At 48.3% G+C, this 20,607-nt stretch carries 21 protein-coding genes; 4 read left to right on the forward strand and 17 right to left on the reverse strand.

Annotated elements, in window-relative coordinates; translation table 11 throughout:
* Positions 1-133: 133 nt before the first annotated feature.
* Together ACWHYD_RS19430 and ACWHYD_RS19435 are read right to left on the reverse strand one after the other, a co-directional pair.
* The gene (locus ACWHYD_RS19430; protein WP_447963659.1) at positions 134-520 is read right to left on the reverse strand and encodes a response regulator; all 387 of its coding nucleotides are present in this window, start codon (positions 518-520) and stop codon (positions 134-136) included.
* Between the two features lie 133 nt (positions 521-653).
* Positions 654-1,028 carry a response regulator gene (locus tag ACWHYD_RS19435; protein WP_447963660.1) on the reverse strand — a complete coding sequence of 125 codons (375 nt, stop codon included), beginning with the start codon at positions 1,026-1,028 and terminating at the stop codon, positions 654-656.
* A gap of 1,283 nt (positions 1,029-2,311) precedes the next feature.
* Between ACWHYD_RS19435 and ACWHYD_RS19440 the strand changes: the two genes are divergently transcribed.
* On the forward strand, positions 2,312-3,145 hold the full coding sequence (locus ACWHYD_RS19440; RefSeq protein WP_447963661.1) for an SDR family oxidoreductase: 834 nt from the start codon (positions 2,312-2,314) through the stop codon (positions 3,143-3,145).
* 223 nt (positions 3,146-3,368) lie between these two features.
* On the opposite strand, the gene ACWHYD_RS19445 is transcribed toward ACWHYD_RS19440, so the two are convergent.
* From ACWHYD_RS19445 to ACWHYD_RS19475, 7 genes are all read right to left on the reverse strand, one after another.
* Complete coding sequence (locus tag ACWHYD_RS19445; RefSeq protein WP_447963662.1) at positions 3,369-3,893, reverse strand: NUDIX hydrolase; 525 nt, start codon at positions 3,891-3,893, stop codon at positions 3,369-3,371.
* A gap of 30 nt (positions 3,894-3,923) precedes the next feature.
* Complete coding sequence (gene gcvT / locus ACWHYD_RS19450; RefSeq protein WP_447963663.1) at positions 3,924-5,021, reverse strand: glycine cleavage system aminomethyltransferase GcvT; 1,098 nt, start codon at positions 5,019-5,021, stop codon at positions 3,924-3,926.
* Positions 5,021-5,359 (reverse strand): FKBP-type peptidyl-prolyl cis-trans isomerase, encoded by a 339-nt coding sequence (locus ACWHYD_RS19455; RefSeq protein WP_447965899.1) that lies wholly within the window; start codon positions 5,357-5,359, stop codon positions 5,021-5,023. The genes gcvT and ACWHYD_RS19455 overlap by 1 nt, the downstream gene beginning before the upstream one ends.
* 119 nt (positions 5,360-5,478) lie before the next feature.
* Positions 5,479-6,720 (reverse strand): FIST signal transduction protein, encoded by a 1,242-nt coding sequence (locus ACWHYD_RS19460; protein ID WP_447963664.1) that lies wholly within the window; start codon positions 6,718-6,720, stop codon positions 5,479-5,481.
* Between the two features lie 130 nt (positions 6,721-6,850).
* The gene (locus ACWHYD_RS19465) at positions 6,851-8,137 is read right to left on the reverse strand and encodes a DmpA family aminopeptidase (protein ID WP_447963665.1); all 1,287 of its coding nucleotides are present in this window, start codon (positions 8,135-8,137) and stop codon (positions 6,851-6,853) included.
* A 54-nt stretch (positions 8,138-8,191) separates the two neighbouring features.
* The gene (locus tag ACWHYD_RS19470) at positions 8,192-8,671 is read right to left on the reverse strand and encodes a GNAT family N-acetyltransferase (protein WP_447963666.1); all 480 of its coding nucleotides are present in this window, start codon (positions 8,669-8,671) and stop codon (positions 8,192-8,194) included.
* A 52-nt stretch (positions 8,672-8,723) separates the two neighbouring features.
* Positions 8,724-9,362, reverse strand: a complete 639-nt coding sequence (locus ACWHYD_RS19475; protein WP_447963667.1) for a DUF502 domain-containing protein — start codon at positions 9,360-9,362, stop codon at positions 8,724-8,726.
* A 199-nt stretch (positions 9,363-9,561) separates the two neighbouring features.
* Between ACWHYD_RS19475 and ACWHYD_RS19480 the strand changes: the two genes are divergently transcribed.
* Positions 9,562-9,864, forward strand: coding sequence for a Trm112 family protein (locus ACWHYD_RS19480; protein ID WP_447963668.1), 303 nt, complete (start codon positions 9,562-9,564; stop codon positions 9,862-9,864).
* Positions 9,865-9,922: 58 nt separating this feature from the next.
* On the opposite strand, the gene ACWHYD_RS19485 is transcribed toward ACWHYD_RS19480, so the two are convergent.
* From ACWHYD_RS19485 to ACWHYD_RS19495, 3 genes are all read right to left on the reverse strand, one after another.
* Positions 9,923-10,153, reverse strand: coding sequence for a hypothetical protein (locus tag ACWHYD_RS19485; RefSeq protein ID WP_447963669.1), 231 nt, complete (start codon positions 10,151-10,153; stop codon positions 9,923-9,925).
* Positions 10,154-10,218: 65 nt separating this feature from the next.
* The gene (locus tag ACWHYD_RS19490) at positions 10,219-10,587 is read right to left on the reverse strand and encodes a hypothetical protein (RefSeq protein ID WP_442430090.1); all 369 of its coding nucleotides are present in this window, start codon (positions 10,585-10,587) and stop codon (positions 10,219-10,221) included.
* Positions 10,588-10,712: 125 nt separating this feature from the next.
* Entirely contained in the window at positions 10,713-11,048 is a 336-nt protein-coding gene (locus ACWHYD_RS19495; protein ID WP_447963670.1) for a hypothetical protein, read from the reverse strand.
* Between the two features lie 513 nt (positions 11,049-11,561).
* Here ACWHYD_RS19495 and ACWHYD_RS19500 point away from each other — a divergent pair.
* Both ACWHYD_RS19500 and ACWHYD_RS19505 read left to right on the forward strand, forming a co-directional pair.
* Positions 11,562-11,747 carry a hypothetical protein gene (locus tag ACWHYD_RS19500; RefSeq protein WP_447963671.1) on the forward strand — a complete coding sequence of 62 codons (186 nt, stop codon included), beginning with the start codon at positions 11,562-11,564 and terminating at the stop codon, positions 11,745-11,747.
* A gap of 46 nt (positions 11,748-11,793) precedes the next feature.
* Positions 11,794-12,078 carry an integrase core domain-containing protein gene (locus ACWHYD_RS19505; RefSeq protein ID WP_447963672.1) on the forward strand — a complete coding sequence of 95 codons (285 nt, stop codon included), beginning with the start codon at positions 11,794-11,796 and terminating at the stop codon, positions 12,076-12,078.
* A 553-nt stretch (positions 12,079-12,631) separates the two neighbouring features.
* On the opposite strand, the gene ACWHYD_RS19510 is transcribed toward ACWHYD_RS19505, so the two are convergent.
* From ACWHYD_RS19510 to ACWHYD_RS19530, 5 genes are all read right to left on the reverse strand, one after another.
* Positions 12,632-13,921, reverse strand: a complete 1,290-nt coding sequence (locus ACWHYD_RS19510; protein WP_447963673.1) for a 4Fe-4S dicluster domain-containing protein — start codon at positions 13,919-13,921, stop codon at positions 12,632-12,634.
* 91 nt (positions 13,922-14,012) lie between these two features.
* Complete coding sequence (locus ACWHYD_RS19515) at positions 14,013-17,450, reverse strand: molybdopterin-dependent oxidoreductase (protein WP_447963674.1); 3,438 nt, start codon at positions 17,448-17,450, stop codon at positions 14,013-14,015.
* Between the two features lie 658 nt (positions 17,451-18,108).
* The gene (locus ACWHYD_RS19520) at positions 18,109-18,765 is read right to left on the reverse strand and encodes an endonuclease III domain-containing protein (protein ID WP_447963675.1); all 657 of its coding nucleotides are present in this window, start codon (positions 18,763-18,765) and stop codon (positions 18,109-18,111) included.
* 75 nt (positions 18,766-18,840) lie between these two features.
* Positions 18,841-19,035, reverse strand: coding sequence for a 30S ribosomal protein S21 (gene rpsU / locus ACWHYD_RS19525; RefSeq protein ID WP_312645163.1), 195 nt, complete (start codon positions 19,033-19,035; stop codon positions 18,841-18,843).
* 179 nt (positions 19,036-19,214) lie between these two features.
* Positions 19,215-20,606 carry an NAD(P)(+) transhydrogenase (Re/Si-specific) subunit beta gene (locus ACWHYD_RS19530; protein ID WP_447963676.1) on the reverse strand — a complete coding sequence of 464 codons (1,392 nt, stop codon included), beginning with the start codon at positions 20,604-20,606 and terminating at the stop codon, positions 19,215-19,217.
* Position 20,607 lies beyond the last annotated feature (1 nt).

Genomic DNA, 20,607 nt, shown 5'->3' on the forward strand with positions numbered 1-20,607 from the left:
CAACTACACATCTCCTTCACCTCAGGTAGAGGAACATTCGTCTTTCGGATTTTCCCACCACTGTCCGTGGGGTACCATGTTTCAGATTCTTTGGATCTTTGGAAACATCGCTAATCGGAATTGAACAAAAATTTCATGCCGATGAATGGGGCAGGGTACTCAGCAGTTCTTTCACAAGACTCACCAGATCTTCCAGGAGAAAGGGTTTGGGGAGTGTACGGGTGGCACCAAACTCAGCCGCCTCTACCAAAAATCCCAAATCACGGTCCCCACCTCCCGACATGGCAATAATTAAGGGAGGAGATGGTGTTCCAGCAAGGACGCGTATCACTTCTAGACCGTCCATTTCAGGCATGAGTACATCCGTAATAACCAGATCAACGGGACTCTCATGATAGAGCTTCAATCCCAATCGGCCATCGGAAGCGGTCCGAACATCATAGCCTTCCATCACCAATCGAACACACAGGGTTGAACATAATTCGGGGTCATCATCCAAGAGTAAAATTCTCCCTTTCAAATATCCACCTCCCTATCGTCTAGGTACCGTTTCCTTCCAACACACAACATTGCTTATTTTCTTTTGAGGGTTTTGTCCAATTGCAGGGACAAAAACTTTATGCCCCCGTTTTACAGAGGACGCCTATGAGGACCTATGTTTTGTCGGCTCGGGACACCACCAACCCCAGAAGCTCCTGGAAATCGTACGGTTTTTCCAGAAGCGCAAAAGCCCCTGCTTGCTTGGCTTCTTTTTCTATTTCCTTTGTCATATTACCACTCACGAGTATGACTCGAATATCCTTCCCTTTCACACGATAGGACAGAGCTTTGAGAAATTCGAGCCCATTGATAACGGGCATATGAAAATCTGATAAGACGAGGTCCACATTGAGTCCTTCATCCAAAAGAACCAGGGCCTCCCGGCCATCCTCGGCTTCCTTACAGGTAAACCCGTGATGCTCCAAATACAGGCGCAAAGCCTGCCTGTAGGGTCGGTCGTCATCGATTAACAGAATTGGTTTATTCATATGGTATACCCAAGAAATGGCCACATAGGTGTTTAGGATAGACCTCGGGCCTGCGACCTCGCTTTTTGTTTCCAGATTCATTACGCGCTATCTGATAGGAAGGCCATGAACCGATTAGTCCCTGTTCGGCTCAACCTCCGATATAAGCAAAAGTACTGCCAAGCTCTCTGTGAAGCGTTTTCAAAAAATCCTTTGAAGTAGTACATTGAAATTAAAAGTGAAATCTTCTTAGGGCTCTCTCAAATGTTTCATTAAGAGCGAGGATTATCCTGATTCAGATATCTAAAGAGATAAGGGACGTATCCCTTTGGTTGTGCAGGAAACTATTTATACCTGTGTTCTCCTAAGGAAATATTTATCCTGCTTCCTAAAACTCCCATGTTTTTCTCAAGCAAGAAGAAAGCGTCTCTAGTGATAGGAAGGGTGTACAGGTCCTTTGCTTAGAGAAACCCAAATGGGTTCTTATTTCGAACACGCCTCTCATTTATCATTTGATACCTCATGAGAAACTTGCTAAAAGAAATCACCAAGTTTTTTCATCCAATCCTAACTTTGATGGTACCTGAAGCAGGAAAACCGATTTTTCCCAATTGCATCCAACCGATATTTCTTTGCTGAGGATCCTGTTTTTCTCCTGGAGGATTTTTTTGAGTCGGGAAGAATGGAGGGTTGCTCAAGATGCGATGGCCCAATGCAAGTGAACTTCTTTCACAGATATCCGACCGATGGCCCAAGCCTTTCGCAATTGCGGAAAATCGTCGGAAATCGGACATTGGCCATTCTGATGCTACCCACTTCATCTAACGGATTGGAATGTCGCGCAATGTCGTCTTCGTTGAATCCTTTAAAGCATAAAATTCGGCATATCAATTTCAATTTTGGATCATGACTAGGTAAGGAGATGGAACTAAAAATAATCTCTAGGCATGACAAGGATGAACCTTAACCCCAATACGATTTAACCTGTCCCCCATCGGAACCATGATGGGAAACCATTACAATTTCATTCTTGTTGGAAAATAAAAATCATCCCCATATTGTCCTTATTAGGGCTGCTGAATGAGGTTGAGGAATGTGGCGAATTTTACTTTTCATCCAATCATGACCTGAAAATCAAAGCTGGGGATATGCTTATCCTTCCCTCTAACTCAATGAATCGACATGAAGTCAAAGAAGTCACAAAAGGAGAGGGATGCACTTTACTAGACTGAGCATTGTAAATGTTGACTGATTAAGCAGATGACCACCCTCATGATTTATATCGCCTCAACAACTCGGTTCAGATGACCCAATCCACGCTCCTCTTTGGCGCAACCTCCATTCTTGGGTTCAACCTGGCCAGATTATTTCCGGGAACCATTTTGCCGTTTATCTCGCCCGGTAATACGTCGGAATCAGTCAGGGAATGGCCGGTCCTCCAGTTGGAAAATTCTGATTGGGTGGAACGCACCTTTGCCCAGTATCAGTCGAACGTCCTTTTGTATTGCCATGCGGTGTGTGATGTGCCGAAATGTGAAGCCGCCCCCGATTGGGCTCATGAGATCAACGTCCAACATCTCCGCCGGGTGGTGGAGAAGCTACCAGACCATATCCGATTGGTGTATGTGTCCTCGGATCATGTCTTTGGTGGGGATGGGGAGTATGATGAACATTCGCTCCCGTGCCCTATTAGCGTATACGGCCACACGCGTGTCAACGCAGAAAAGCTGGTCTTGGGACGACATCAGTCGCTGGTGATTCGCACAGGCCTGGCGATTGGCCCTTCACCGAACGGGCGAACCGGTCATCTGGATTGGCTTCGTTACCGCACTCAACAAAACCTTCCTATTACCATTGTTGAAGATGAATCTCGCTCCGTGGTCTGGGTGACGGACCTAGCCAGACGCGTCATGAAATTCGCACAGAGCAATGAGACAGGCATCCGACATATCTCTGCCACCCGGGCTGTTTCGAGAGTCGAATTAGCCAATCACCTGATGTCGATTTTGGGTGAACCTCCCGCTTTCAGGTGCGAAAGCCGGCATCAACGGCCCGCCCCACATTTGGGCCGTGTGGAATTAACCAGTGCATATGCAGATAGCCTTTCTTGGCCATTGGCAAGCGTCCTGGATGGATGAGCAATCCCCCCCAACCCAAGTAGTCCTTTTAGTTTTCTCACAAATTGAGCCCTTCGAACTCCTACCGCTCGTGCCTGATTTTTAACATTCAGCAAAGCACAGATACCTGGTTTTTCAAAAGTTGAACTGCGGGATTAAACAGCGTTCTGGAGATTTCTTACTCTTGTGAGGCAGGTGTAACCAACGTGAGGAATTCGCACTTCTCCCATCAATCTGGAATCGGTTAGCCCGCTTGAGAATGGGAGGCTAGAAATACGAGCTGCAAACCAATGATGGTTTTGGCATCACGAATGGTGCCGTCCTGAATGCCGGCCATCGCCTTTTTGAGCGGCCATTCCACCACTTCCAACACTTCATCCTCATCCAAATGTTGACGGCCAGGCTTCAGATCCGTTCCGCGATAGATATGGATGACTTCGTCCGTAAATCCTGGAGCGGTCCAAATACTGGTAAGCAACTCCAACTGACCGGCCTGATACCCAATCTCTTCCTCCAGCTCTCGTGCAGCGCAGAGGCGGGGGTCTTCCTGAGGATGAAGTTTGCCTGCTGGGATTTCATAAATGAATCCCCCAGCCGCATGACGGAATTGCCGAATGAGGATGACGGTACCGTCACCTTTAATCGGCACGACGGCCGAGGCGCCAGGATGGCGGATGATTTCCAATTGGGTGGACTGCCCATTGGGCAAAATCACGGTTTCGCGATTGAGTATTAAGACTTTTCCGGCGTAGATGTGTTCCGTCGACAAAGAGTTTCCCGTTTCACTCATTATGAGGTTTTAGGTTTTTGGACGTTTGTAAAACGGGAGTGTGACAATCTTGGCTTGTACCCGTTTTCCACGAATGTCGATTTCGAGCAACATTCCTTCTTTGCACAGCGCAGGGGGCACATATCCTAAGCCAATCCCTTTTTGTAAAATTGGTGAAAAATTTCCACTGGTGACCCTGCCCACCGACTGCCCATTGCTGAAAATAGCCATGTCGTGGCGGGGAATGCCGCGTTCCACCATTTCGAATGCAGCAAGCTGACGGGTGAGGCCAACCTTTTTTTGCTTGCCTAACGCGAGGTGTCCTTGAAACTCACCTTTATCCCAGGCCACCACCCATTCGGCATTGGCCTCCAGTGGCGAGGTGTTCTCATCCATATCGTTACCATACAGCAAGTAGCCCACGTCCAACCGCAAAAGATCTCGCGCCCCTAATCCTGCGGGTTTGGCTTCGAATTCTGCGCCGGCCTTCAGTAATCGATCCCACGCGAGGGACGCTTGCGCCGCCGGCACATACCACTCATATCCAAGCTCTCCGGTATATCCCGTCCGACTCAGCAAACCGGAAAACTCCATTCCCTCCAGGGCCAAACACCTACGGGGCTTCAGGCCGTCGATTTGTGCCCCCAGGAGTTTTTGCATGATAGCTTTTGATGCGGGACCTTGGATCGCAATTTGGGCCAGTTCTTCCGATCGATCACGAACAATTGCTCCAGGAAATTTTTCCGGCTGGTGCTTTATGAACCACTGGAGTACCTTCTCCCGATTGGAAGCGTTGACACAAACCAAAAAGGTGAATGACCCGGTTTTATAGACAAACACATCATCGAGAATGCCCCCTGAAGATTGGCAAACCATGCCATATTGCGCCTGCCCTATCTGGAGACGGCTCACGTCATTGGTACTGATCCATTGCAGAAAGGCTTCGGCCTGATCTCCTGATATCTCGATGCGTCCCATGTGACTGACATCAAAGAAACCGGCCGCTTTCCTGACAGCGTGGTACTCCTCAAGGACACCGGTATATTGGAGTGGCATGAGCCATCCGGCGAAATCCACCAGCTTGGCATTGAGCGCCCGATGGGCGTGAGCGAGCGGGGTTTCGTCCATCAACGCAGATCGAGCAGTTCGACTTCAAAAATGAGGGTTGCATTGGGGGGAACAGCTGATCCAGCTCCTCTGGAACCGTATCCCAACTGAGGCGGAATGACTAATTTGCGGATACCACCGATTTTCATACCTTCGACCCCTTCATCCCAACCCTTAATCACGCGGCCGGCTCCTAAACGAAATGAAAAGGGTTCGTTCCGATCTTTCGAACTATCGAATTTTGTTCCGTCCGTAAGCGTCCCCGTGTAATGGACTATTGCGGTTTCTCCCGCATGGGCTTCGCGCCCGGAGCCAGGAGCGAGATCGACGTACTGTAATCCAGACGTCGTGGTCACCATCGTTTCTTCCGCGGCTTTTCCGGACAGGGGATTCAAAACAAATATGATGAGGAGAATGATCCAAGACCCTATAATGAATACGGGTAATCGAAGACCTGATTGTAACGTCATACCGTTTTTCATGAACCTCTCTCTTTGCTAGTGTTGAACGTATCCGATGTCATGTCCATTTTTGAGGGGCGAGACACTTCTTCATAAAACAGCGCCAGACTGGCCGTATAGCCATGCAAAAAATTCTTCCCGCTCACGGGGCCAATTTCTCCACCTGCAAAAAACCCCGCTATGGGAATGGCCCCCATCTGGTGTTGCAGAGTGACCACGTCATGGTGGGGAGTTTCGAAAAATCGCCGCCCACGCCCATTACAACTAAATAACAACGCGCCCTTAGGCGGACTGTCCGGATGAGTCACCCGTTCCTTGGATAGGAGTAAATGGAAGTCTTCACTCGCTGCATGAGCATCCCGAACATGGAACTGAATCGTCTGGCCCTCCTGGACAAAATCCGCGATAGCGAGACTCCCGGATTGTCGATCGGCTCCTAACAGGCCGCGAATCAAAAAGTCCCCCTGACCAAATTCCGGTCGATGTTCATCCATGGCAATGCCCACTTGCAGTCCGTGTGCTGCTTGTTGTTGTTCGTGTTCATCCAATGATTTTAAAGTGGATTCCAACCGTTCCAATGGGGGGATTCCTCCCAACTCCTGAATGACATTCTGATCGACCTTGGTCACAACGTAACGTTCCCCAATAGGTTGACACCCTTGGGACACCACTGTCCGGATTTCTACTCCACCCTGAACAGCCACTCCGACCACCCCCGATCCAATAATGTCCCGATTAAAGACCAGGCGGCTTTCCCCGACATCCATGACCCCACTGGCAATACCTCCAATCGCGGACGAGCCAGGGGCCTGTTCTTCCAACAGGGACAATAATTCATCAATGGGGGTAGAAAACGGGTCGGCAAAGAGGAAAAACGTGTACGGATGGGGAGTGGATTCTAATCCAACCGGCCAGCCCTCTAGTGAAGCCACCTCACCCTCTATCTTCGGCGTTAACATGAATGGGACCACTCGCATGTCGGTACTTCTAAGACCCCAGAGCACCAGACCTGGATGTTCTTCTATCTCTTGATCGGCCCCAATTATCCCTTGCCCCATACACCCCACCAATGTCTGAGGACGAAGGTTCTCATGGATGATTTCGACCATGCGCTGGATGTCTGAGGAAAAGTGGGGGGAAAAAAAGACAAATGCGAGATGACACCCTGCTTCGCCTAACGCCTCATGCACTGATGCTGCCACCGCATGAGCGGCCAATTCAGGATGAGATTCTTGGGAAAGGGCAACATGACACTGCATCGTAATTAAATCGGATTTGAGTCTAGCAATCCCCGCCAAACGATGTCCATGCGGAAAGGTTGGTGAATTTCGCCCTCATTTCAGGCAGTTCCCATAAGACCATAGAAAATCCACTCTAGAGGTTGGTCGCTTACCGAGTTGGGGGGCGATAAACATTTAAAATCGAACGGAGTCGGTCAATCGAGATCGCCTCAAACCTTCGTCCATCTCTCCCGGTAACCGTTGTAGCTTGCAATAAGGCATTGAGAATGGCTTCCTCCGTGGCCTCCACGGTGGCTTGAAACAAGGGGTTTATATGTGTATCAGCAAGATGGGCCATAAAAAATGTCCGTTCTTCCGGATAATGAGGAATGACATTACCGGTGGAAAACGCCAAAACAAAATCTCCACTGCCATGATGGGAGATTGACCCGGTTCGTGCCAATCCTATGGTAGCCCGGCGCGAGAGCCTGGACAGTTGACGTGCATCGAGGGGAGCATCCGTCGCAATGATGATTATGATGGATCCGCTGTCCTGTCGTTTTTGCGGGAAATCTGCTGGGATTTCGCCAGGAGTCGCCATGGTCGATTCTTGCGAGTTTTGTTGGGAAACGGTTGCCAGGTCCGTATCATAGACTTGGCCCACAGGTACTCCCGAGATCATGAATTCATGCCGACGACCATGGTTGGCATTCACCAACACCCCGACACGATATCCTCCTTCTTCGGAAGGAAGTATTCGAGAGGCGGTACCAATCCCTCCTTTAAATTGATAGGACACCATCCCCGTCCCTGCCCCGACCGACCCCTCTGGAACAGGACCTATCGAGGCAGTCTCCAGGGCGCGGACCACATCTTCCGGAGACACATGCCTTCCCTGGCTATCATTCAGTCGACTATCGTCGCATTCAGCCACAACAGGAGTGAGGGTATCATCGGATATCCCAATACCGGGATAACGTTGCATCATCCAGCTCATGACACCATCTGCCACACGAGGGACATTCAACGTATTCGTTAATGCAATGGGATATTCCAAAAACCCTGATTCCGTCACCCACGCTAACCCCGTCATTTCCCCTGTCCCATTTAACACAAACGCTCCAGCTGGAACTTTGTGATGCCAGACATCTTCACGCGGGATAATAACAGTCACACCAGTCCGAACAGGGCCTTGACCTACCTGCAAGGCTCCATTGCCTTCATAGATGGTGACATGCCCCACCTTGACCCCTTGGACGTCCGTGATGGCATTCATTTCGCCAGGAGAATACCGGCCGATGGTAATCCCAAGATCTCTCACATGTGGACGGGGTTCTAACTCCATCAGGGCGGCCGAAGGGTTGGCCAATACCGCAGGGGGGAACCATGCCCAGCTCAGCCCTACTATGCAAAAAAGGCAGGTCTTTACGCCCTGACGCCATCTGAACAAACGCATATTGCCAGTCCTACCTGTTCTCAAGCCCAATTGCCCATAACAATGAAAATGCATTTATACGATTGATTGGGGAAATGACGGAGAAGTCCAGGAAAATTCTTTCTCATACATATGGTAGGCAGTTTCTTGAAATCCAAGTTTGGCATAGGTTTGGTGGGCTTGAATATTTTTCTCTTCCACATAAAGACGATATCCGCAAATGGGCTCACGGTTCAAATGGGCTTGGCCTTCCACGTATTCATAAAGTTGCCGAAAAATATGCTGTTGGCGCTGGTCTGGATGCACATACACACTTTGAAGCCACCAAAAATTCCCGTTTCGCCAATCGCTCCACTCAAAGGTAATCAATATCTGTCCAACTACAATGAGTCGGCCACTTTGAAAAGACTTTTCTGCAACCGCATACCATCCCTTACCAGCATCTTTAAGAAGTGCCTTTACACCAGACTCAAGAACCTGCACATCCAACGTTCGATCTTCAGTTTCTTTGGCTAAAGCCATATTGAAATTTACAATAGTATTCAGGTCAGACATCGTTGCTCGCCTGATAAAGACTGGGGATGGTTTATTCACTTCTGCTGACAGGTTAAGTATCCTTCTTCGCAAAGTTTGCTGCTGATAACCATCCCGGTTGGGGACGATAGAGTCCGGCAGAAAACTCCATTTTCATGGCCTCTTCCGGGCGCAACTGAATTCGATTTACGCTTCCTTCTGGGACAAAGGCCAGATAGCCGGTAAAGGGATGGATTGCTGTCGGAACAAAGACCATCATGAGAGGTCCTTCGGGAGCAACTTGCAGCTTATGTGGGGGTAATCCCATGTCAAAACCTAAAGCCCAAAGCCCGTCACGAGGAAACGGAAATGCGACGACCTTGCTTTGACCAAACCGATCACGGAACTTGATGACATCCGCCATACTTTTTAGGGTATAGTAAATACTACGCACGAATGGAATCCGCTCTAAAGAATTTTCTAGTTTTCGATGAATCCGCTGGCCAAGTAAATGGGTCGTTCCCATGCCCACCCAGAGGACCAGAAGACAAAAAAAGGTAATCCCTGACCCGGGAATCCTCACTCCATATAAGGCCCACACAATGTCTACCGTCATATGTTCTAAGGCTTCGAGTAGCGTATAGAGGATTAATAACGTTCCCCATGCCGGAATAATTAGAAATAAGCCGGTAAGGAAATTCCGCTTGAAGGTATGGTCAGAAAGTCCATTCATACAATGAAAATAGGGCGGTCATTGAAATTGAGAGCAGTCTAGCAAAAACCTACCCACTCCGCAGCACCAGCGGCGCGACTGCGGATTGCTCACGATTCCGAATTTCCTGAGAATTTCTTGCTACAAACGAAGGTGGGTGCTACTGTTCTAATGAAAAAAGTGAATCAATTTATTGGTACGTATTGAAAGGAGCCATAGAGTGCGACCTGAAAACACATCCACAGGAAAAGGCGAGATTGCTGCTGACCTATTGGCCATTCTCTGTTGTCCAGAGACCAAGCAAGAGGTGTGTCTATTGGACCAAACGATTGTGGAACGACTGAATAAACGGATTTCAAAAGGAGAATTAAAGACTAAGGGAGGGCGACCCGTCACTGAACAAATCGATGGAGGACTCCTTCGAACAGATAGAACAGTAGCCTACCCTATCCGCGATCAAATTCCCATTATGCTTATTGAAGAAGGCATCATCTTAGAGAAATCTGATCTTTCATCCATCTAAGGCCAAGGCCCCACAAATTCTGCAAAAAAGCCGTAATTGTTTTTGTGGAATGGACTTTTTATGAACCTTGAGTGCTCCGACCGCCTTTTCTAACCCACCATAGCGATCGACCAATCTGGACTACAACATAGATAAACACACCAAAAAAAATCCCATAGTATCCATACGATTCAATCGGCCAATTCTGTCCTCCATGCAAGAGAAAGCCCAAGGCCACATGAGCTCCTAACCCTAAACAGAGGGCTAAGATAATCCATTCACGGACCATTGTTTTTCGAGACAACCCCATGCTAGTTCCGAGTACAAAGAGCAGTTTGGACCATCCCACTAATGGCCCAACTGGTAGGTAGGCAATTACACAGGGCTTTTCGTTGATTCGATTTCCGTGGCAGTGATCAAGCTGATCAGGTAATCAGTTACAAAAATTAGCGCTTCTTCTCTCCCATCAGCACGGCGCCCCTTTTCCCTGCGTTGTATGGAGAGTTCGTGTTCCAGATCTGACTTGACGTCCCCTAAAAGCTTCTGAAGAGAGGCCGTAGTCAGATTCATATCCACATCCTCTAATTCTTGACATCGGTCCAGGACCCAATTGAGCCCTTCTACCCGACCAAAATACCTTTCTTGTTCAGCTGCGTCGATTCGGGCCATGGTTGAGGCAAATGCTTGCCCTTCATAAATGAGATTGTAAAAACTCGCCACGGCACGATGTAAAATTGAATTCATTATCCGTTCCTCACAAAAAAATTGTTGTACTTTCTCTTCGATTATATACTGCTATTCATAATCCTTCTAGGATTTTTTCATTTTAATTGTGCAATGAGGATACTTTTTATTGTTCCCGGTATCTCTCAAGTAAATAATAGAGGATGAAATTCGGCCATAAACCCATAATATAAGGGAGCAAATTGTTTCAGGCTGTTGGGACTATTTTCTTTGAGACGTTTAAAGAAGAAAACCTGGTGGGTCGGCTCCATTTTCTCCAAAAGTTTCCCCAATTCCGGCATTGAAAATTTGCCTTGCGGAACACTTAGGACATAGTGAACCAGACGTTCCACAAATTGATGCATAATATACTCACTGTCCAAATATTGTTTCGGAATTTCCCCATTTTTAATGATTTCACCAAAAGAAACAGCTTGGGCAGAAAAGGGGAGATCTTCTATGGTTTTTGAAAGTTTCGTCACGTTTTTAAGAACCCTTCACTGAAGTGAACGGCAAAGAAATCAACATTTTCATGTGGTTAATATATAATTGTATCAGGGGTCCCCAGTATATCAAAACCTTTTTGCCAACTTTCTTACCACAATATTTGCAAAATTTCCCTGTACGTCAAAAATGTTTGCACATTCGTCCTGACCCACTCTAACCACCAAATCCTGTCCGAGTCTATTTCTAGGAAATAGGCGCCAAACAGCCAAAAATTAAAAATATTCATGTCATTCCTCTGACTGACCTCTATACTTCCTTAAAATTTCAATTAAAACAGAATAAAAAATGGGAAAATATTCTACAATTACATGAAAATCCTGATCAAAAGTCTTTATCTCTATACTGCTCTCGTTGAAAGTGAGACCACCTTTAAGACATCACCCAGATCTTAAAGAAGGAAAGCCATGGGCCACTAGGAACCAATTGAACGCTGAACAGCAAATTGACGAGCCGCTCTCGTCTTACTCGTACTGAAAAGGGAAGAATCGGTGGCGGAACCCGCCCGGCCACATGGCCTGACGGTCAGGGACGTAAAAGGCTGGCAGGACCAGTTTATTCGTGCGGCGGAAAATGGCTTGCGGCGTCGGCCCAAGGACGAGGAGGTGCTGAAAGAAGAGCAGATCAAAACACTGAAATATAAGATTGGGGAGTTCGTGTTCGAGAATGACGTGTGACGGAAGACCTTACAACCGTACCCTTAGGGCGGGAGATGGCAGACGCGTGGGAGCCGCGATTCCGGACATCTCGCAACGAACCGCCTGTTGTCTTCTCCAGGTCAGACGATCGGCGATGCATCGGCTGACCAACGGGTTAATCTTTCAGATCTGGCGGTTTCGACAGGCATGTCGAGCCTCCGGTTTGGCTCAAGAGTTTATTACTCCATACACCCCGCAAAAGAATGGGCTCATTGAACGGTTTTTTCAAAGTCTCAAAGAAAAGAGGGCGTCTGGCAACATCGTTTTGGCAGATTTAAGGAAGCGCGTCATAAGATCAACGGCTGGATAGCGATGGAACCGGTGCGACCTCATCAAGCTTTGCAGTACCTGAGTCCTCAGCAATATCGGCACCAACAAGACTTACAGTTGGCGTGATTTCGCGGGAGCATTACATCTTTTCAACCTACGGCTAAAAAATAAAACCCTTCAATGGGAATCGAGCATTGAACCCGGCACTATTAATACAAGTTTATTATAAATAATAGGAAGAAGGTTGATGGGGAATTCAGAATCAATTAATTCTTTCAGAATCTACAGGCATTTCCCTTTTTTAATGTAATGCTCTTTGGAAAAAAAGAAATTTCGAACCTGGTAGTTTTTAAAGTACGAACCTTATCTTTGACATTATAATATTCAATTTATTCCTCATACATACCTAAAATTTAACCCACTTTAATCCAAACCAGGTATCTCGACTGAAACTATGTCAATTTCAAACCAATTCTGCTAGTCCGCAACTTACATAGTCTTCCAAAAATTAAAGTGATCAGTTTCCCCCATAAAAAAAGCAGGGGGCGACAGATGTCGCCCCCTGCTCTTCGGTCTCCCCTCTGGGCTTCCGCTTACAGCCAGTTCACCCGCTCCGCCGGGCGGATGTAAATCGGCTCTTCCACTTGCTGCCGCACTGCTTCCTTGCCCGATTTGTTGAACCCCAACACCGTGTCGTTGTACATCTCAAACTTCCGTCCATGGATTTGGGTTTCAAACACTTTCGGTCCCGGAATCACGTCATACCGGAAGATGATCTGTTGGCTCGCCCGCCACAACTGCAGCACCGCCAACAACTCCCGGCTCGGCACCAGATACTTCTCTATCGCATTATCCACTCCAGGCCCGAACATCTGCCGGATGTAGCCTCGCGGCGCCTGTCGCGGGGGGATATAAAACCCATTGGGCTCCGTGCCCCATTGCGGATACAACGGCAACGCCACTTGTTCCACCCGGATGGCGTAATACAACGGATTCCAGCGATCTTCCGCCCATAACCCGTCATCGCCCACCTTTACCAGCCCTTGCAACCGGATCTTACCCACGCAGGCCGCCATACACCGGGTTTCCATCGGCTCCCCACCGGTCAGCGGGTCTTTGCCCTCGACCCGCGGATAGCACGCAATACACTTCTCACTCACCCGCGTCGTGCCCCGGTACATCGGCTTCTTAAACGGGCATTGCTCCACACACTTCTTGTACCCCCGGCACCGGTTCTGGTCGATCAACACAATCCCGTCTTCCGGCCGCTTGTAGATGGCCTTCCGCGGACAGGCTGCCAGACAGCCCGGATACGTACAGTGGTTACAGATGCGTTGCAGATAGAAGAAATACGTTTCATGCTCCGGCAAGCTGCTGCCCTGCATTCTCCACGGCTCTTCTTTCGTGAACCCGGTCTTATCCACCCCTTCCACGATCGCCCGCATCGAGGTCGCCGTGTCTTCATAAATATTCACAAACCGCCATTCCTGGTCGGTCGGGATGTAGCCAATGGCCGCCTGCCCGATCTTGGCCCCCGCATCAAAGATCGTCATCCCTTCAAACACCCCGTACGGCGCATGGTGCTTGCGGCCCACCCGCACGTTCCACACCTGGCCGCCCGGATTGACCTGCTCGATGAGCTGCGTGATCTTGACGTCATAAAATTGTGGATAGCCTCCATATGGCTTCGTTTCCACGTTGTTCCACCACATGTATTCCTGCCCTTTGCTGAACAGCCACGTCGACTTGTCCGCCATCGAGCAGGTTTGACACGCCAAACACCGGTTGATGTTAAAGACAAACGCAAACTGCCATTTCGGATGCCGCTCCTCATACGGATACAGCATCTTTCGTCCTAACTGCCAGTTATACACTTCAGGCATTGTCGTCCTCCGTTTCTGTTGTTTGAAATACTAAGTGAACGAGTGGGGAACCCAAAGAAATTACTTTCTTTAGGCTCCCCTGAACACGTTCTTACACTTTAATCTTAATATGATCACCCTTCAGCCATTTGATCATGAACTCATTCTCCTGGCCTGGGGTAAACCCGGTCCGGACCGGCTCCCACGGTCCACGGCCGCCGATACCACCGTCCTCCGCCTTGGTAATGCGGATCAGACATTCCTTCGGTGTCGTATTGACCGCATGATGGTCAATCGCAAAGCCCCATTTAAACTTCCAGCCCACGGGATGTTTGCCCGGCAACGAGTCGGTTTGATGCATGGGCATCAGCCAACTGCGGGTAAACGACTGCTGCGCTCCATACCGGAAGTTCGATTGATAGCCCGTATCCAGCGCAATCGCCCGTCCATCCGGCCGGGTTTCATGCCCTTTCACCGACTTCGCGGTCGACACATACGGCGCATGCTTGGCCATCGTGACATGGTACGGGAACGCCGGGTTGTACTTCGCCCGGATCATCAACCGCGCCACCTTGTAATACGGGTCACTGGGCTTCCAGCCCCGATACGGCCGGTCCACCGGGTTGCCGTCGACGTAGACATAGTCCCCGTCGTTGATCCCCCGATCTTTGGCCGCTGAGGGGTTGATATGGATTTGATGCTCGCCAACTCCTGGCGTCCGCTTATCCATCCGATAGGCATCCCCAAAGTTGGATTCATACATCTGCACCCAGTCATTCACCGACCATTGGCTATGCACCCGATGCCGGGTCTTCGGAGTGACGCAATAGAACTGATACCCCTTCTCCCAGAGCGGATTGGCGTACCGTTTAATTTCCGACCAGGGCAACCTGATGTTGCGAACGGTTTTGTCGTCATGATGTTGCGCCGTGATCGGCACCCCATAGTCATCCGGCCGGATATACGGATTGGAGGACATGATCGCATTCGGCAAATACGGGGTCGCCTCCGGGCCTTCCCGATGGACAATGAAGTTTTCCCCATATTCAATGGCTTCCGGCTCCACCCGGTAGGTCTCCAGCCGTCCGCTACGGGTCCACTGCGGTTTCGATTCGTTGACTTCTTCCCACAATGGGACGCGAGGATAGGTCCGGGTCATGACCATCCAGCCCTTTTCCGACTTCAACATCGTATCCGCGTTATAGCCATAGGAGCAGTTGCCCGCATCCAACAACCGTTGCAGATACACGTCCACGCGATTGTCATAGACAAACTTAAAGTAATCGCGGAACCGCCCATCCCCCGTCATTTCGGTGAGTTTAGCCGCGACGCCCGCGACCGTATCCAAATCGTTCCGTGTGTCATACAACGGCCGGATGCCGCCTTTCCACACCTGGAACCAGGGATTCGACACCGTCGCCGTATGCTCCGGATAGGTAAACTCCATCCACGTATTCACCGCAAATGACACGTCGAAATGGTTGACATCCGACGTCATCTCAACTTCCTGATGCACCAGACATTCATTATGCGGATCCACATTCTTGACCATGTCATAATGATGCTTCGAATTATTCAATACATTCACGTTGGCCACCCACCGGAATTTACTCGGGGTCGGCATGTGTGTTTTGCCTGTAAACACCCGACGACCATACTTCGGCGTATTCACAATCAACGCCGTATCGCCGTGGTTCCAGTATCCAACCTCTTCCCCATAGTAGTAACTTTTTACTTTTACTTCTTTTCCATGGGCATTGGGGTCCGTCGTAATATTGAACGGATCCTCTCCGGTATGCACCCCAAGACCGGCTCCTGACCACGGGGTCGCCGCCCAGGTTCCCGCCTTATAATTCCCGGACCAGGTATGACACCCGCTGCCGAATTTCCCAATATTCCCCGTATAAATGAGGTTCAAGGCCGCCGCCCGCCCATTTTGGGTCATGTGGAAATAATGACAGACGCCTTCCCCGTTGTGAATCGCAGCCGGTTTGACCGTCCCGATATCACGCGCCCACCGCACGATCAAATCTTTGGGAGACCGACAGATTTGATGCACCGTATCCAAATCATAGTCTTGGAGATGGACTTGATACATTTGGAAAATCGGCATCACGTCCACTTCCCGCCCACTGACCAAACGCACCCGGTGCGTCCCCGTCAAGGCCGGGTCAATGCCACTCTTCTTGAAATGCCACCCCACCAATTCACGATGAATGGGAACCGCTTGATTCTTGTTTAGATCCCAGACCATGAGGCCACCTAACCGCGCGATTTCCGCCGGTTTCAGCGTCTGCACTTTGCCCGAATAGGATTTGGAAAAATCGGGGAACTGATAATCTTTAATCACATCACGCGGATCTAAATATTGCAGGGTATCGGTCCGGACCAGGAGAGGCATATCGGTGTAGGACCGACAAAAGTCCGCATCGAACAAGCCCTCATCTACAAGCATTTTACACGACCCTAAAAAGAAAGAGGCATCAGACTCTGGACGCACAGGAATCCAGTAGTCGGCTCGATAGGCCGTCGGATTGTATTCCGGGGTAATGACCGCAATACGCGCACCACGTTCAATGGATTCAAGTTTCCAGTGGGCTTCCGGCATCTTGTTTTCGACGAAGTTCTTGCCCCAACTGGTGTTAAATTTACAAAAGCGCATGTCGCTCAAATCTTCATCGCAATTCTGGGTCCCATTCCACCAGGGCTGGGAAGGATCCTGGTCGCCGTGCCAGGTATAGTTATTCCAGTAGCGTCCGCCTTGCGCATGCTCAGGCCCAACTTTTCGCACCCAACTATCCAACAGAGCACCGCAGCCGCCATTCATCCGGGTGATGCCCATTTTCCCAATGATTCCCAAAACAGGCATGCCAGCCCGGAATTTCATAGTCCGGACTCCTGAGCCTTTCATCATCTCAAGCATCTCGGGCGGATAACCTTGCTCCCGCAACCGCCTGGCCCCGGCCTCGCCGCTATACCGGTTGGCGATGATGATCATGGCCTTCGCCAAATAGGTAAACGCCGTATCCCAGGACACCCGCAACATGTCGTCCAAGTACCGCGCATTAAATTTGTATTTCGTCTGAATGGCTGGCGTGAACTCCGGGCTCCCGTCATCCATCCATTGCTTCCACCCCCGACGCATCAAGGGCCCCTTGAGCCGGTACGGTCCATACACCCGCCGATGCATCGTAAACCCCTTCAGGCACATGCGGGGGTTATGCGCGAACGTCCCACGATTACCATAGAGATCTTCATAGGTCTGGTGATCGTAATTTTGCTCCACGCGCATGACGACCCCGTTTCGGACAAACGCCCGGATCCGACAGGCATGCGTGTCATTGGGAGAACAACACCAGGTAAACGAACTGTCATAGCGATATTGATCGTGGTAGACCCGCTCCCATGAACGGTCAGGATATTCGCCGAGAGGATTCCCGACTTCGATGACTGGCTGTAACGCCGTTAAGGCCAGAGCCTTATCGGCCAGTGCGACTGCAGCTACCGTTCCCGCTGAAACTTTCAAGAATTGCCGTCTAGAAAGAAACATTGCTTACACCTCCTAAGTGAGTGCAGGACATTAAGTCCATGATTTAATTCATCAATCTAAATTCAAAACTCTTTATCACCTCCTTTACATGAATGAAATTTGCCCAATTAAAATACTTAACCTAAATAATGATTTGTTAAAAATATACTAAGAGCAGGAAAAGCAAGATTTGAACCTTTTTTAATTATTAAAAAAATTTCCTAAGTGTTTGTTTAAATTACAAAAAATTCAAAAACTGACTTTTGGCGAAAATGAATTGATCCAAAATGGTAACATTCACAATTTCCTTCCAATGATTTCCCATTCTTAAAATCCTACTTACAAAAAATCATAAACGCTTGAAAAGTATATAAAAAATTATTAAAAAATTGTATTGAATCAAATTAAGATACCAATTGGTAACAAATAATTAAAAGGTAACATTAATTTATTTCAAACAATTTTAACTACCAATATTCAAAAATAACCCAATGCATAGGCAATTGAACCCCTAACGCAAATCCGTTCCAATTCTTTTGGTTAAATTTTCTAAATTCCCAACATTTTGAATCGCTTCCATTATGATCAATCGTCGCACAACACAATTAGGCGGATGAAGAATCGTTTATAAAGGACTTGGATCAAATAAAAATACGCCCATCCGACATATTCCTCAATTTTAACGTCTGGATACAACACCAATTTTTGGACAATAATGGCTTAGACTACAAGTACTGCACCGCGGCGAGATTGGTGTGCATATGTTTTGACCAAATGGGACCAACATCCCATTGAGAGGAATCCACCACCTTCGAGGAAGCTTCCCACGAAGTGCTTGCTCTGTTCCATCCGGGGTAGCAGTAAAAACAAAACCCCATCGATTGCAAATCCGATGGACATGTGTATCTACACAAATTCCTGGCATTTTATAGGCTAAAGTAATCACCAGATTAGCCGTTTTACGCCCAACTCCTGGCAATGATAACAGGGCATCAATGGTATCAGGAATTTTCCCGTGAAATTCCTTGCAAATCTTTTGGCTTAATGCCTTAATTTGCCTGGCTTTTACGCGATAAAATGCAACAGGGAAAATGGCATTTTCTATTTTTTTCACCTGCATTTGAGCCATTGAAAATGAGTCGGATGAAATAGCAAATAACCTCTTGCTAGCCTCGGCGGTCACTTGATCACGAGTGCGCAAGCTCAAAACACAGGCAACCAGGACTTTAAAAGGGTCACTATCTTGTTCGGCAAGGTGACAAAGGATTGGGGTAGGAAGTGGCCTTATGGCCTTCTTAACCAGGCTGAGGAAGACAAGATTGTCATCCTCATTCATATCTTCCTTTAATTAGACTTTGAGAGAAAAATTGAGGAGAAATTGCGATGTTGCAGGCAAATAGTTACTGGAAGGCTAAAACATTCTATTCTTTGAAAGCCATTTTTGGCGACGACGTGCAGCTTCACGCTCTTTACCCTTTTTCTTAACGCTGGGTTTTTCATAAAATCTGCGCCGTTTCAATTCACGAAATAAACCCTCTGCCGCTAACTTTTTCTTAGCAACTTTCAATGCTTTTTCAACGTTGTTATTGATAACTCGTACTTCCACGTTTCCCTCAACATAAAGATTAAATCAACATTTTACAGTTCAGTGTCCTGCTACCGAGTCTGGCACTCTATCACGAGTTGGAATCCTATGCAAGACGAAAATAATTCGAATATTCAGACATTTTAATTTAAAATCAACAGACTATGCGTTTTCAATAGCTTTGCCTAAAAAGACTGCACTCAGGAGTCTTTTAAGGCGGCAATAATATCCAATATCATTTTTTTGCCGTCCCCAAATAACATTAAAGAATTATCCAGGGCGAATAATGGATTAGGAATTCCAGCAAAACCAGGGCTTAAGCTGCGCTTAATCACCACAACAATCTTTGCCTTATCAACATCAATGATAGGCATTCCCGCAATGGGACTGCTTGGATCAGTCCTGGCTAATGGGTTCACCACATCGTTGGCACCAATAACCAGGACTACATCAACCTGATCGATGGTTTGGTTGATGTCATCCATATCCTTTAGGGAATCATAAGGAACATCGGCTTCTGCCATCAGCACATTCATATGACCTGGCATTCTTCCCGCCACAGGGTGAATGCCATATTCCACGGTTGTTCCGCGGCTCTCAAGGAGCGCAGCAAGGCTTGCCACCGGATGCTGTGCTTGAGATACAGCCATTCCGTAACCTGGAATAATGGCCACTCGCCGCGCCGCATCAAACAACAAGGCAACTTCCTCAGGAGATGCCGACTTAACTTTTCCGCCATACACTTCATCTGCAGTTTGGCCGCCCTCGCCCGAAGGCCCCATGACCCCAAACAAAACATTGGTCAACGAGCGGTTCATGGCCTTGCACATAATATGGGTCAGGATGATCCCGGACGCACCGACTAATGAACCGGTAATAATGAGGACATTATTGGAAAGCACAAAACCTGTTGCGGCGGCAGCTAAACCCGAATAAGAATTCAATAATGCGACCACCACAGGCATATCCGCACCACCAATAGGAAGCACAAGCAAAATTCCTAGAATAGATGCCACCCCAACCAACATCCAGTACAGCGAGAAGCTTTCAGGATTTAGGACCACCCCGATACTTAATCCCAGCACCAACACAGCCAATATTGAATTAATAACCTGTTGACCGGAAAACAATACCGCGTTTTCGGAGATCAGTCCCTTCAGCTTTCCAAAGGCTACCAAACTACCCCAAAACGTCACGGCCCCGATTAAACCTGATGCAGCTGTGGCAATGGTTAATTGAAGAATGGGTGAATCTGTTAAGGAAGAACCTTCAATCAATGCGGCCCCAGCCACAAAAATCGAGGCAGCGCCACCAAACCCATTTAAAAGGGCGACCATCTCGGGCATGGAGGTCATCTCTATGCGCAGCGCTAACACCGCTCCAATAGCGCCACCCACTACCATTCCCAAAATAATGTACTCATAACTGACAATGTGTCGATCAGTAAGGGTCACTATCACGGCCAGCAGCATTCCACAGGCACCCAGAAGATTCCCGCGAACTGCCGTTCGAGGATGGGTAAGCCCTTTCAAACCAAAAATAAACAGGACGGACGCAACGAGGTAAGAAAAATTTATAATAAAATCGTACATA

The sequence above is a fragment of the Nitrospira sp. Ecomares 2.1 genome, from assembly GCF_965152585.1.